The sequence below is a fragment of the Pseudoxanthomonas sp. UTMC 1351 genome (genome assembly GCF_040948865.1).
Classification (GTDB): Bacteria; Pseudomonadota; Gammaproteobacteria; order Xanthomonadales; family Xanthomonadaceae; genus Pseudoxanthomonas_A.
Genome location: NZ_JAVGJT010000007.1, coordinates 44,713 through 59,425, shown reverse-complemented (window position 1 = coordinate 59,425; position 14,713 = coordinate 44,713). Strand labels below are relative to the sequence as shown.

General features: G+C 62.8%; 9 protein-coding genes. 3 read left to right on the top strand and 6 right to left on the bottom strand.

All coding sequences use genetic code 11. The features are described from left to right. Positions 1 to 160: 160 nt before the first annotated feature. The 3 genes from AB6O04_RS05980 (at position 161) to AB6O04_RS05970 (ending at position 3,651) form a co-directional block, all read left to right on the top strand. Positions 161 to 1,474 carry a lytic murein transglycosylase gene (locus AB6O04_RS05980; RefSeq protein ID WP_368562921.1) on the top strand — a complete coding sequence of 438 codons (1,314 nt, stop codon included), beginning with the start codon at positions 161 to 163 and terminating at the stop codon, positions 1,472 to 1,474. Then, a complete protein-coding gene (locus AB6O04_RS05975; protein ID WP_368562920.1) occupies positions 1,471 to 2,337 on the top strand; it encodes a D-hexose-6-phosphate mutarotase in 867 nt (288 codons plus the stop codon). The genes AB6O04_RS05980 and AB6O04_RS05975 overlap by 4 nt, the downstream gene beginning before the upstream one ends. 69 nt (positions 2,338 to 2,406) lie before the next feature. Continuing rightward, positions 2,407 to 3,651 (top strand): TCR/Tet family MFS transporter, encoded by a 1,245-nt coding sequence (locus tag AB6O04_RS05970; protein WP_368562919.1) that lies wholly within the window; start codon positions 2,407 to 2,409, stop codon positions 3,649 to 3,651. A 147-nt stretch (positions 3,652 to 3,798) separates the two neighbouring features. Here AB6O04_RS05970 and AB6O04_RS05965 read toward each other — a convergent pair whose 3' ends face one another. From AB6O04_RS05965 to gltB, 6 genes are all read right to left on the bottom strand, one after another. Beyond that, complete coding sequence (locus tag AB6O04_RS05965) at positions 3,799 to 4,245, bottom strand: PepSY domain-containing protein (RefSeq protein ID WP_368562918.1); 447 nt, start codon at positions 4,243 to 4,245, stop codon at positions 3,799 to 3,801. A gap of 107 nt (positions 4,246 to 4,352) precedes the next feature. Next, entirely contained in the window at positions 4,353 to 5,534 is a 1,182-nt protein-coding gene (locus AB6O04_RS05960) for a benzoate/H(+) symporter BenE family transporter (RefSeq protein WP_368562917.1), read from the bottom strand. A gap of 371 nt (positions 5,535 to 5,905) precedes the next feature. Further along, positions 5,906 to 6,790 (bottom strand): methylglyoxal synthase, encoded by an 885-nt coding sequence (locus AB6O04_RS05955; protein WP_368562916.1) that lies wholly within the window; start codon positions 6,788 to 6,790, stop codon positions 5,906 to 5,908. Positions 6,791 to 7,069: 279 nt separating this feature from the next. Further along, positions 7,070 to 8,053, bottom strand: a complete 984-nt coding sequence (locus AB6O04_RS05950; protein WP_368562922.1) for a glycoside hydrolase family 5 protein — start codon at positions 8,051 to 8,053, stop codon at positions 7,070 to 7,072. Positions 8,054 to 8,251: 198 nt separating this feature from the next. Then, complete coding sequence (locus AB6O04_RS05945; RefSeq protein WP_368562915.1) at positions 8,252 to 9,697, bottom strand: FAD-dependent oxidoreductase; 1,446 nt, start codon at positions 9,695 to 9,697, stop codon at positions 8,252 to 8,254. A gap of 178 nt (positions 9,698 to 9,875) precedes the next feature. Continuing rightward, a complete protein-coding gene (gene gltB / locus AB6O04_RS05940; RefSeq protein WP_368562914.1) occupies positions 9,876 to 14,351 on the bottom strand; it encodes a glutamate synthase large subunit in 4,476 nt (1,491 codons plus the stop codon). Between the last annotated feature and the right edge of the window lie 362 nt (positions 14,352 to 14,713).

Genomic DNA, 14,713 nt, shown 5'->3' with positions numbered 1-14,713 from the left:
GGGGCCCCCCCCCCCGCTCCTACAACAGCAAAAGCAAAAAAAACCATCGGGGACGAACGAACGATTGGGGCGTCAGTGCCAACCGGTCTTCGTTGCGCATGGCAAAGTAGCGGTGGGCAAGGCAAAGTAAGCGTCCCCCCAACGGCAAAGGAAGCCGGACATGAAACCCAGATTCGCATTGGGTGCATTGGCGGCCGTGCTTTGGCTGCCTGCGCACGCCGAGATGGTCTTCGCCGACTGCGTCGCGGGCCTGCAATCGCAGGCGACGGCGCAAGGCATATCTGCCGACAACTACCGCATCCACACGCAAGGCCTGTTGCCGGACATGAGCGTGCTGGAGCTGCTGGATGCGCAACCGGAATTCACCACCCCGTTATGGGATTACCTGGCCGCCCTGGTAGACGACCAGCGCGTGACGGATGGGCAGGCGATGCTGGCTACCCATGCGACGCTGCTGGCGCAGGTGGCCGAGCGCTACGGTGTGGACGCGGAAACGGTGGTCGCGGTGTGGGGCGTGGAAAGCGACTACGGTCGCGTCTTCGGCAAGCGGCCGTTGCTCAGTTCGCTGGCGACGTTGTCCTGCTTCGGACGCCGGCAAGCGTTCTTCCGCAGCGAATTCATCGCCACGCTCAAGTTGCTGCAAGCCGGAGATATCCGCGCCGAAGGACTGACCGGTTCCTGGGCGGGCGCTTTCGGCCACACCCAGTTCATGCCGAGCACGTACGCACGCATCGCGGTCGACTTCGACGGCGACGGCCGGCGCGATCTGGTCGGCAGCATTCCCGACGCATTGGGATCGACGGCGAACTATCTGAAGCAAGCGGGCTGGCAAACCGGCGAACCCTGGGGCTATGAGGTGAAGCTGCCGTCTGGCTTCGATGCATCCCTCGCCGGCCGCACCCGCCGCCGTCCCCTATCGGACTGGGTGGCGCGCGGCGTGACGCGCGTGGATGGAGCACCTCTGAATGCAGCAGCGATCATCGCCAGCAACACGCCGTCGGCGCTGTTGATGCCGACAGGCGTGGCGGGGCCTGCCTTTCTGGTGTTCCGTAACTACGATGCGATCTATGCCTACAACGCATCGGAAAGCTATGCGCTGGCCATCGCGTTGCTGTCGGACCGGCTGCGTGGCGGGAGCGGCGTTGTCACCGCGTGGCCCACCGACGACCCTGGTTTGTCGCGTGCCCAGCGCAAGCAGCTGCAACTGCTATTGCTGGGGCGCGGCCACGCCATCGGTGCGGCGGACGGGCTGATCGGCACTCAGACACGGCGCGCGATCCAGTCGGAACAACTGCGGATGGGTCTGTTACCCGCCGATGGGCGCGCCGGCGGAAAGGTATTGGAAGCGTTGAAGGCCGAAGGCCCGCCGATTGATCCACCTGCCTCGCCCGTTACCCGGCCCATCGACCCACCGGTAATGCCGGTGCTGCCCACACCGCCAAGCGTCCTACCTCAAGAGAACCCGAAACCATGACACCCTCGTTGCCAGGCCTGCGCGTCGGCCGCTTTCAGGACATCGAGGCCGTGTGCGTCGATACACCTTTTTCCACTGCCGCCATCAGCCTGCACGGTGCGCAGGTGCTGTCGTTCGTGCCGCAAGGTTTTGGCGATGTCATGTGGCTGTCGCCGGACACGCGTCATCCACCGCAGGCGATCCGCGGCGGCATCCCGGTGTGCTGGCCTTACTTCGCACGGCAGGGACGCCCTGACGATGTGCCGCAACATGGTTATGCGCGGACGTCGGTGTGGAATCTAGCCGATGCGCAGCACGACGAAGACGGCACCGTGATGTTGGAGTTCGCATTGCCGAACGAAACCGGCGCTGCGCTCGACCTGTCCATGACCGTGCGCATCGGCCGCGCGCTGGAACAATCATTGACCACGCACAATCGCAGCGCAGAACCGCAGCGCCTTACCCAGGCGCTGCACACCTACTTTGCCGTCGCCGACGCCGCCCAGGCGCGCGCCATAGGGCTGGATGGCCTGACTTACGCCAACAAATACGACAGTCGCGACTACGTGCAAGAGGGAGAATGGAACCTGCACGATCCGCGCGACCCGGGCCGTAGCGACCGCATCTATGCCGATACCGGCAATCACTTCGAACTGCTCGATCCCGCCGCCCGCCGCCGGATCACGCTGCGGACTTCGGGCAGCCGCACGCTGGTGGTGTGGAACCCCGGCGCGGAAGGCGCCCGCACATTCACCGACATGCCGCCCGAAGGCTGGCGCCGTTTCGTTTGCCTGGAAGTCGCCAATGCCGGCACCGATGTGATCGAGCTGGCACCCGGTGCCCAGCACACACTCGGTCAAACGATCACCGTCTCAGGCCTGTAACCGCGTGGCCTACCCGAGCACGGGCGACAGGCCCTAAACTGCCGCACCTCTTATCGTCCGGTCACCTGCGTGAATTCAGAACCCCAGGCCGTCGGCGGACGCCGCGCGGCGCTCATCTTCATCTTCATCACCGTACTGATCGATATCCTGTCGTTCGGTGTGATCATTCCCGTGCTGCCCGGGTTGGTGCGCGAGTTCACCGGCGGCGATTTCGCGCAGGCGGCGTGGTGGGTGGGCACGTTCGGCATGTTGTTCGCCGCCATCCAATTCGTTTGCACGCCAATCCAGGGTGCGCTGTCGGATCGCTTCGGCCGGCGGCCGGTGATCCTGCTGTCCTGCCTGGGCTTGGGCGTCGACTTCATCCTGATGGCGCTGGCGCAATCACTGCCATGGCTGCTGATCGCACGCATCTTCTCCGGCATGTTCTCGGCCAGCTTTACCACGGCCAATGCCTATATCGCCGACATCACCCCGCCGGAAAAGCGCGCGCAGGCGTTCGGCATGATCGGTGCCGCGTTCGGTGTGGGCTTCATCATTGGTCCATTGTTGGGCGGGTTGTTGAGCAAGCACGTCGATCTGCGTGCGCCGTTCTGGTTCGCGGCTGGACTCGCGCTGCTCAATTTCCTCTATGGCTACTTCGTACTGCCGGAATCCTTGCCGAAGGAAAAGCGCTCGCCGCGGTTCGATTGGTCGCATGCCAATCCGGTGGGATCGATGGTGCTGCTGAAGCGCTACCCACAGGTGTTCGGATTGGCCGCCGTGGTGCTTATCGCCAATCTGGCGCATTACGTCTATCCCAGCGTCTTCGTGCTGTTCGCCGAATATCAGTATCGCTGGGATGAAGATCAGGTGGGCATGGTCTTGGCCGCCGTCGGTGTCTTCAGCGTGATTGTCCAAGCCGGCCTGATGGGCAAGATAGTGCCGAAATTAGGCGAACGCCGCACGCTGTTGTTCGGCCTGGCTTGCGGCGTGGTCGGCTTCATCATCTATGGCATGGCGGACGAGGGTTGGATGTTCCTGATTGGCCTGCCGATCAGTGCGTTATGGGGATTGGCGGGACCCGCGACACAGTCGCTGATCACACAGCAGGTCGGCGCCGATGTGCAGGGCCGCATCCAGGGCGCGCTGATGAGTCTGGTCAGTTTGGCGGGCATTGCCGGACCGATGATGTTCGCCGGCACATTCGCGTTGTTCATCGGCAAGAGCGCGCCCGCACATATACCCGGCGCGCCTTGGTTGCTGGCGTCGCTGTTATTGTTCATTGGATTGCTGGTGGGTTGGCGGTATGCCAGGCCGGCGCCGGTGCAGGCGTGAGCTATACCTTGCCTTTTGTAGAGCCGAGCTTGCCGGCTGCTCTTCGTGACACATCAAAAACAGCGGAGCAAGCTCCGCTCTACATAGTAAAAGAAGGCCGCATAGCGGCCTTCTTGTCTACAGGAAGCGGAAGATCATCAGCGCGAATCAATCATCCTCCTCGTAGACGATTCTTCCGGTCGAAGCATCCAGGTGGATTTCCCGATCGTCGCCATCCGCGCGCTCGGCTTCTGCTTTCCACATGCCGTCGTCAAAATCGACGTCGTGTATTTGCGAGTAGCCAGCAGCGGTCAGTTTCGCCTTCACGTCGTTTTCGGTCAGGTTCGATACCAGCCGGTCAGCCTTGATATCGCTGGTAGCGGGATTGACACGCACGTCGACCCGTTTGCCGTCCGCGCTGGTGGCGTCGGTTTCCCACATGCCGTCCTCGAAATCCAGATCGTCGATGTTGGTATAGCCCTTCTCCGTCAAAAGCGCACGGACCTGCGGTTCGGTGAGGGTGTCGGCTGCGGGTTGTTGCGACTGCGCCAGAGCGGCGGCGGAAGCCAGGAGCAAGCCAGTGACGACAAATAGCCTATTGCGGACAGTCTGCATGGAAATCTCCTGCAGTGGAGGTACCAAGATACTGCCTAGGTCCGCATCACTCGCCGATGAACTAACGGCGCTTCCACGCCCCCTTCACGCCAGAAGGGGCGTTCTGTTTATCGCCCGGTTCGCCACATCAACATCGTGATCACGCCCGCGACCAATCCCCAGAATGCGGAACCGATACCAGCCAGCGACAAACCCGAGGCGGTGACCAGGAAGGCGACCAATGCTGGTTCGCGATCGGCTTCTTCACGCAGGGCTGCTGCCAGACTGTTGCCGATGGTGCCCAGCAAAGCGATGCCGGCGATCGCCATCACCAGTTCCTTGGGAAACGCTGCGAACAGGGCTGCAACGGTCGCGCCGAACAGTCCGATCAACACATAGAAAAATCCTGCCGCCATCGCCGCGACATAGCGGCGGTTCGGATCCTCATGCGCTTCGCGACCCATGCAGATCGCCGCGGTGATCGCCGCCAGGTTCAGCGCGAACGCACCGAACGGCGCCAGCAGCAAGTTGGCGATGCCGGTCCAGCCCACGACGGGCGAGATGGGAATGGCGTAGCCGGAGGCACGGATGACCGCGACACCGGGGACGTTCTGCGACGTCATGGTGACGACGAACAGCGGCAACGCGATGCCGAATACCGCGGCCACCGACAGCGACGGCATGATGAAGATCGGACGCGCGAGTTGCAGCTGCAATCCGTCCGTATGCATCAGTCCCAAGCCGGCAACCAGGGCGATGCCAACCAGTAACGTGATGATGACCGCATAGCGCGGCATCGTTCGCCGCGCCAGCAGATACACCGCAAACATGCCCAATGCGACGGCAGGTTGTGTCTTCATGGCGACGAACACATCCAGGCCGAATCGCAGCAATACGCCAGCAAGCATGCCCGATGCCAGCGACACCGGAATGCGGCTGAGCATGCGTTCGAAGAAACCAGAGAACCCCACCAGCGCAATCAGCGCCGCCGACAGCACGAACGCGCCGATGGCATCGGACAGCGGCAAACCCGCCGCGCTGCTGATCAGCATGGCTGCGCCTGGCGTGGACCAGGCGGTCACCACCGGCATGCGGTAGCGCCACGACAGCGCGAAGCAGGTCAGCCCCATGCCCAGTCCCAGTGCCCACATCCACGAACTGATCTCAGCCGGAGAGGCGCCCAGCGCTTGCGCCGCCTGGAACACGATCACTGCGGAGCTGGCGAAGCCGACCAAGACCGTGACGAATCCGGCGGCTATGGCGGAGAGGGAAAGATCACGCAGCAGGTGGCGTGGCGTGGGGTTCTTCATGGACTAGCTGTTGTGGGAGCGACGTGAGTCGCGACCGTGAAAACAGGTAAAGCGTTGACACGGATTAACACGGATAAACACAGATAAACACAGATAAGGCATTGAATGTTTTCATCCGTGGCTATCCGCGTAACCAGCATCCTAGGTTCCTTTTAGCGAAGCGTTGGGTCGTTATGACTATGGGCGGCAAATCGTTCCGCTTACCTGTGGGAGTGGTGCTGTCATGCCAAAACCGGTGAGTCGCGACCGGAAAACTGATAAAGCTGGACACGGATCATCACGGAAAGAAGCGGATAAAGCATTGAATGTTCTTATCCGTGTTCATCCGCGTTGATCCGTGTCCAAGGTTTCTTTTAGCATCCGGTCGCGACTCACGTCGCTCCCACAAGGACACGCCGTTTCTCCACTGCCGCACACCACCGCTGGGCCACGGCAGGCGACGTCGTACAGACCGCATCATCGGTCACTGTGGTGACGGCGCGTTCCAGCAGTTGGATGTCGGCTTCGTGCTGGCGCGCCACGTGCGGATCCTCGAAGAAGATCACACGCTGACAGCGGCGCTCCAGTACGCAGTCGGCGATCTGCGCATCGCCGCCCATGGGGCCGCTTTGATAGCGCTCGGTCCACGAGCGGCCCTGTGGCCAACCGCGGCTCCAGGCCAGTTCGTTGAGTCGCTGACCGGTGGTGCCGGTGGCGACGCGTCGCCCAAAACGGGAAAGCACATCGAAGTGTTCCGCCGCGAACGACAGCATCTGCGGCTTCATTGCGTCATGCGCGATCAACGCCAGCGTCTGCGTCTCCAGTGCATGGAAGCGATCCGCACCAGGATCGGGCGCCAGGCCGGCGTGCACGCGTTCCATCTCGATCCAGTCGCGTGCCGAGGCCACGGTGGACAGGAAAGGTTTGCCATGGATAACGCATTGGCGCTTCAGCGCCGCTGCCTCTGGAAATATCGACGAAGGATCGACCGGGTTTATCAGGTAGATCGCCCCCTGCAAATTGCGCTCGGCGCCTTCCAGCCCCACCACTTCCGCCACCAATTTCATCAGGCCGCCATCGCGGCCATACGGATAACGGCACAGCTCTGGGTAGTTGGCCAGCATCCGAGCCGCCGCGATGGCATCGTAAGTACGGCCTACCGCATGCAGTCCGAGGTTCAATTCGCGAATACCGGATTCGCATGCGCGCAGCCAGCGAAATAGCCCGGCATCTTCGTTGCGGTGATGCAGTCGGTTGGCGGCAAGGCCCAGGCGCATGGGTGGGGTCTTCGGGGTGAAGGAGAAGACAGTCTAAAGCGGGTCGCGGCCTTTGGGATAACGGATTAAATCCTTGTGGGAGCGACGTACGTCGCGACCGGAAGAACAAAGCACTTGACACGGATTAACACGGAAAGAAGCGAATAAAGCATTGAGTATCTTTGTCCGTGTTCATCCGCGTTGATCCGTGTCCAAAGTCTCTTCTTAGCATCCGGTCGCGACTCACCGGTGCCAGCATGCCGGCACCACTCCCACAGGGGCAGTATTTCGCGCCAATCACTACTCGATGAACTGCTTCGCCATCGGCGTCAGGACCGACATCTGCGGCTTTTCGGTGCCGTCTTTGCCCGGTTGCACATTGAACGGATAGGTCGTTGGCCACCAAGCGCCGGCAGCCCAGTAGGTCCAGGCCAGCCAGACGTCGTCGTTGGCTTCCATGTGCTCCAGCATCTGTTTCAATGCTGCCATGCAGGTCGCATTGTCGCTGGCGCCGAACTCGCCAAGGAACCCACGCTTGCCATGCTCGCGCAGCCACGTGGTGAATACGTTCAACTTGCGTACGCCGATGTCTTCGCTGACGCATTCGCCCGAGGTGCCGGAAAAGTCCGCGTCCAAGTACTGATGCGCTTCGAACGCGATGCGGTTAGCGGGATCGGTGATCTTGAGCAGCGCGTCGGCGTTGGACGTGCCACCGTACCAAGTGCTAGTCCAGCTATGCGCACCGCTGTAGGCGGTACCGGGCACCAGCACCAGATTGTTGGCGCCAACGGCGCGGATCGCATTCAGCGCCGCCTGCGCGGCATCGGCCCACTCGGTGGCACCGATACCGTTGGGCTCATTCATTAACCCGAAGATCACGCTGTCGTCGTTCTTGAATTCATTGGACAGCCGCCGCCACAGATCGACAAAAACCGCGACCGGTACCTCGCTGCCGCCAATCCGCACGCCGTTGTATTTGGCGTAGTTGTGCACGTCCAGCACCACCACCATGTTCTTCGCCTTGGCCCGCTCTACGGCGGTACGCAGCAACGACAACTGCGTGGCGTCCAACTCGCCGCTCGCCTGCGGCTGCAAGCGCTCCCACAGGAACGGCAGCCGGATGATGTTCATGCTCTTGGAGGCGAAGTACGTGTAATCGGATTCGCTGGGATAGGTGTAGTCCTTGAACAGCGTTCCCGGCTTCTTCGACGAATTGAACTCGGCACCGGCTAGGTTGACGCCGGCATAGCGGACACCACGCGCGTCTTGCGCTACAGCCAGCATGGGCAGGACGCCCAGTAACAGACAAAGTGCGGTGATGACTATCGAGTGGCAGCGGTGAGAAACACGTGGGCGCATTCGAATCTCCATTTCTCCAAGATCCTGCTCAAACTCTGTCGCATGCGCCAGATGGCAAGCGCAGCAAGACGTTGAACAAGTTTTAGCAAAAGATCGGACACGCGTGATTCCACGCGTGTCCGATCAGTTTTGCAGCATCAGCGCGATGCTGTCGGCCGCGTCGCGGCCCTCGGCTACTGCGGTCACAACAAGATCGGCGCCGCGCACGGCATCGCCGCCGGCAAACAACTTGGCATGCGTGGTCTGGAATGGAAGACGACCATCGCCGCCGACCACGATGCGCCCGTTGGGGCTGCCTTCCACGCCCTGCGTGGCCAGCCATTCCGGCACCGTGGGCGAAAAGCCGAACGCAATGATGACCACGTCCGCTTCCAGCAGCGATTCGCTGCCGACAATCGGCACCGCCTGCTGGCGGCCACGCTCGTCCGGTTCGCCCAGCTGGGTTTCCACCACCTGCACACCGACCACATTACCGTCGGCATCGCCTTCGATCGCCTGTGGTTGGCGATTGAACAGGAAACGCACGCCTTCTTCGCGCGCATTGGCGACTTCGCGCGCCGAGCCCGGCATGTTGGCCTCGTCGCGGCGGTACGCACAGATCACCTTCGCGGCGCCCAAACGGATCGCACTGCGCACGCAATCCATGCCGGTATCGCCACCGCCCAGCACCACCACCCGCTTGCCGTGCAGATCCGGCACCGCCAGCTTGTCTTCCCAGCCGGCGATGGGCCGGCCCCACGGATCGTTGCCGCTGACGATGCGTCCGTTCTGTACCAGGAACGGCAGCGCCGGCAGCACGTTGGCCAGATCCTGGCCGGGCAAACCGCCATCGGTGTAGCGATAAGCGCCGGTACCCAGGAACACGGCGTCGTATTCTTCCAGCAGTTCGGCCAGCGTCACGTCCCGGCCGATCTCCACGCCCAGGCGGAACTCCACGCCCATGCCTTCCAGTACCTCGCGGCGGCGCGCGATGATGCTCTTCTCGAGCTTGAAGCTGGGAATGCCGAACTGCAGCAAACCGCCAATTTGTTCGTAGCGGTCGAACACCACCGGATGGATGCCGGCACGCGCCAGTCGATCCGCGCAGCCTATGCCAGCCGGCCCGGCGCCGATCACCGCCACACGCTTACCGGTGGGCTGCACATGGCTCAAATCAGGACGCCAGCCGTTTTCCAGCGCGGTGTCCACGATGTACTTCTCCACCGCGCCAATGGTGACCGCGCCGAACTCCTCCAGCGTGCAGGAACCTTCGCAAAGGCGGTCCTGCGGGCAGACGCGGCCGCAGACTTCCGGTAGCGGATTGGTGGTGTGGCACAGCGCCGCGGCTTCTTCGATGCGGTTTTCCTGCACCAGCTGCAGCCATTGCGGAATCGCGTTGTGCACCGGGCACTTCCAGCTGCAATACGGATTGCCGCAATCCAGGCAACGGCCAGACTGGTACTGCGCGTCGGCTTTGTCGAGCTTGCCGTACAACTCGCCCCAATCGCCGGACGTGCGCAATTCCAGCGGGATGCGTTGCGGCATCTGCCGGGGGAGTTCCAGGAATTGAAAGACTTGCTTCTTGCTCATGGCGAAGGTTCTGCAGTTCCTTCTCCCCCCGGGAGAAGGTGCCCGAAGGGCGGATGAGGGAATGGAAATTCAGCGGCTAAAGAACGCTTCCTGGCGTGGAGGTCTCCCTCCCTCATCCGGCGCTGCGCGCCACCTTCTCCCGGAGGGAGAAGGGACAAGCGCGGCTTGCGACGCATCATCACGCCGCCCGCCTCAACGTTTCCGTCAGCGACTCAATACTGGCCGCCTTCGGTTTGACCAGCCAGAACTTGCCGACGTAGTCGCGGAACTCATCCAGGATCTGCTGCGCCCAGATGCTGCCGGTGAGCTCGCGGTGACGCTGGATCAATGTGTGGATGTGCTGGCGATAGTTTTCGAAACCTTCCGGCGAAATGCGGTGGATGTCGATGAGTTCGTGGTTGTAGCGGTCCACGAAATCGCGATCCAGGTCCAGCACATAGGCCAGTCCGCCTGTGAAGCCGGCGCCGAAATTCAGGCCGGTGCGGCCCAGCACCATGACAATGCCGTCGGTCATGTATTCGCAGCAATGGTCGCCAGCGCCTTCGATCACCGCCAGCGCGCCGGAGTTGCGCACGGCGAAGCGTTCGCCAGCGCGGCCGGCCGCGAACAACTCGCCGCCGGTGGCGCCGTACAGGCAGGTGTTGCCAAGAATTGGCGTGCTGCGCGCTTCGAAACGCGCACCGCGCGGCGGCCGCACGACCAAGCGGCCGCCCGCCATGCCCTTGCCGACGTAGTCGTTGGCTTCGCCTTCCAGTTCCATCTGCAGGCCACCGGCGTTGAACGCGCCGAAGCTCTGCCCGGCGGTGCCGCGGAAGCGCAGGTTCAACGGCGCGTCGGCCATGCCCAGGTTGCCATGGGCGCGCGCGATGGCGCCGGACAGGCGCGCACCTATGGAGCGGTCGGTGTTGTGAATCAGGAAGCGGTGGTCGCCACCGGTCTTCTTCGCGATGGGCTCGGCCAGCAAGCCGTCGAGTTGCGTCGCCAGGCTGTCGGGCGATTCGTACAGGCGCTGTGCGGCGCAATGGCCGGCATCGTATTGCGCGCCCTTCAACAAGCGCGACAGATCCACGTGCACGCCTTCGCGCGGCGAGACCTGCAGCTGCTCCAACAGATCGGTGCGGCCGACGATTTCATCCAGCGACTTCGCGCCCAGGTACGACAACCACTGCCGGACTTCCTCGCTCAACAGACGGAAGAAGGCTTCGACCCGTTCCGGCAGCCCGGTGAAGTACTCGGAGCGCAGCCGCTCGTCCTGTGTCGCCACACCGGTGGCGCAGTTGTTGAGGTGGCAGATGCGCAGATACTTGCAGCCCAGCACGATCATCGGCGCGGTGCCGAAACCGAAACTGTCGGCACCCAGCAGCGCGGCCTTCACCACATCCAGGCCGGTCTTCAGGCCGCCGTCGGTCTGCAACACGGCGCGATCACGCAACTGGTTGTTCACCAGCGCCTGGTGCGATTCGGCGATGCCCAACTCCCACGGCACGCCGGCATAGCGGATGGAGCTGAGCGGGCTGGCGCCGGTGCCGCCGTCATGGCCGGAAACCGTGATCAGATCCGCGCCGGCTTTGACCACGCCCGCGGCAATCGTGCCCACGCCGGCATGCGACACCAGCTTCACCGATACCAGCGCCTTCGGGTTGACCTGCCTAAGGTCGTAGATCAGCTGCGCGAGGTCTTCGATGGAATAGATGTCGTGGTGCGGCGGTGGCGAGATCAAACCGATGCCCGGCTTGGCATAGCGCAGCCGCGCGATCATCTCGTTGACCTTGTGGCCGGGCAGCTGGCCGCCTTCGCCGGGCTTGGCGCCCTGCGCGATCTTGATCTGCAGCACTTCGGCGTTGACCAGGTATTCCGGCGTGACACCGAAGCGGCCGGAGGCCACCTGTTTGATCTTGCTGCGTTTTTCGGTGCCGTAGCGTGCGGGATCTTCGCCGCCTTCGCCCGAATTGCTGCGGCCACCCAGGCGATTCATCGCGATGGCGAGTGCTTCGTGCGCTTCTGGCGACAGCGCGCCCAAACTGATCGCGGCGGTATCGAAGCGGCGCAGGATGTCGCCAGCATCGGCGACTTGTTCCAGCGGTGTCGGCGTATCGGCTTTCTTTAGCTGCAGCAGGTCGCGCAATGCCGAAGGCGGACGCGAGTTCACCACGTCGGCGTACTGCTGCCAGTCGCTCTGTTGGCCGGTGCGAGTGGCGCGTTGCAGCGTCATCACCACGTCGGGGTTGTACATGTGGTACTCGCCGCCATGCACGTACTTCAGTAAGCCGCCGATCTCAGGCGGCTGCAGTTCGTTCCAGGCACGCGCGCTCAGCTGCCGTGCTTCGGTATCAAGACGAGCGAAACCCACGCCACCGATGCGCGCCGGGGTGTCGGCGAAGCACAGGTCGACGACTTCCGGGTCCAGACCGACGATCTCGAACAGCTGCGCGCCGCGATAGCTGCTGATGGTGCAGATGCCCATCTTGGAGATGATCTTGGACAGGCCCTTATAGATGCCCTTGCGGTAGCTGCGGCCGATCTGCGCCTGTTCGCCGCCTTTCTTCAGATGCAGGATGCCGCGGCGGCCCAGGTCGAACAGCGTCTGGTAGGCGAGATACGGATAGACCGCGGTCGCACCGAAGCCCAATAGGCAGGCGATATGGTGCGGGTCGCGCGCGGTGCCGGTTTCGATGATCAGGTTGACGTCACAGCGCAGACCGACGCGCGACAGATGATGATGCACCGCACCGGTCGCCATCAGCGCGTGCACCACCGGCATGTCCTTCTGCGGGCGGCGGTCGCTCAGCACCAGCATTACCATGCCTTCGCGCGCGGCTGCTTCGGCTTCGCCGCAGATGCGCTCGATGCCGGCCTTCAGGCCTTCGTCTACGCGGTACGACAGATCGATATAACGGTGCTTGGCGTCGTACGGCGCCATCTTCACGATCTGCCGCAGCTTGCGCTGCGACAGCACCGGCGAATTGAGGATCACGTGGCTCACCGTTTCCGGGCCCGCGTGGAAGATGTTGGTTTCCTTGCCCAGCTGCGTCGCCAGCGACATCACGCAGTCTTCGCGAAGCGGATCGATCGGCGGGTTGGTGACCTGCGCGAACGCCTGGCGGAAATAGTCGTACAGCGGACGCGTCTGCCGGCTCAGCACCGCCATCGGCGTGTCGTCACCCATTGAGCCGGTGGCCTCCTGCTCGGTTTCAGCCAGCGGCCGCAGCACCTCCTCCACTTCCTCGATGCTGAGCTGGAACAGCTTGTGATAGCCGCGCAGCGTCTTTTCGTCGAACGGTGCATCGGTCAGCGACGGATCGATCAACTCCGTCTGCAAATAAGTCACGCCTTGATGCAGCCACTGCTTGTACGGCGCACGACCGCGGTTGATGCGGTCGATAGCGTCGCTGTCCAGCAGATCGCCGCGCTTCAGATCGATCGCCATCATCTCGCCGGGACCCAGCTTGCCCTTGCGGGTGATGCGTTCGGCGGGCAACTCCCACACGCCGGCTTCGGAGGCGACCAGGAAATGGCGGTCGCTGGTCAACATCCAGCGTGCGGGGCGCAGGCCGTTGCGGTCCAGCATGCAGGCGGCGTAGCGGCCATCGCAGGCGACGATGCCAGCCGGACCATCCCACGGCTCGGTATTCAAGCCGTAGAACTCGTAGAAAGCGGCCAGATCCGAGTCCTTGAACTCCAGCGACTGTGTAGCCGGTGGCACCAGGATGCGCAACGCCTGCAGCAGATCCATGCCGCCTGCGATCAGCAGTTCCAGCATGTTGTCCAGGCTCTGCGAATCCGAGCCGTGCATGGAGATGACCGGGTCGAATTCGGCGATGTCGAAGCGCGGTGTCTTCCACACCTTGCTGCGCGCTTGCGCCCAGCGGCGGTTGCCTTCAATCGTGTTGATCTCGCCGTTGTGCGCCAACAGGCGGAACGGATGCGCCAACGGCCAACGTGGCAGCGTGTTGGTGGAGAAACGCTGGTGGAAGACGATCGCGCTGCTGCTCAGGTCGCTGCGCTGCAGATCCGGAAAGAACACCGCCAGCTTGTCCGGCAGCACCATGCCTTTGTAGCCGATGGCGTAAGGCGACAGCGTGACCACGTAGAAATCCGCGGTGACGTCACGCAGTTTCTGCTCGGCACGACGACGCGCAAGAAACAGCGCCAACGCGAAGGTATCGTCGTCCTGCCCATCACCGGCGTCGACGAAAAGTTGTTCGATATGCGGCAACGTGTCTTTCGCCAACTGGCCGCAGACGCTGTCGTCGGTAGGCGGCACGCGCCAGCCTTTGGGCGTGGCACCGGCGCTGTGGATTTCTTCTTCCACGATGCGGCGGCATTGTGCGGCGAGTTCGGCATCGCGCGGCAGGAAGATCAGGCCGGCGGCATAGCGAGATGAAACAGAGATGCCGGCGTCGGCGGCAAGCGCGCGCAGGAAGGCATCGGGTTTGCGGATCAGCAGACCACAACCGTCGCCGGTCAGACCGTCGGCGGCAACGCCACCGCGATGGGTCATGCGTGATAGCGCCGCGATGGCGGTGTCCACCAGCGAACGCGAAGGCTGATCGTCCAGCTGCGCGACCAAGCCGAATCCGCACGCGTCGCGTTCGTCATTCGGGTCGTACAGTGCCTGGCGATCACGGGCTTGGCTACTGCGAGGGGGGACCATCTGCGCCTAAACCTTTCAGTGACGGCGACACCGTGCCCTGCCCCGCAGCGGCACTTCGAAATGTCTCCGGAAACCCGACTAAAGCACAGATGGTGCGGTGCCGCAACCAAGCTCTTGGTAGGGCGTATTTAGTTGCAGAAGCAACTTTTGCGGGCTGTGGGTATCGCGGGGGAAAAGCGCCGCTGAGGCAGGTTTATTGCTTCAGCAAAGGTATTCAATTGGGCGCTGTCGGGCAGGGTTTATCTGTTCCTTGACAAGCTGTTAGGAGCGACGTGAGTCGCGATGAGGCTTACCGGTAGAGCCTCATCGCGACTCACGTCGCTCCTACAAGGACTTGTTCCATGCTGCCGAGTTTGCGGGGC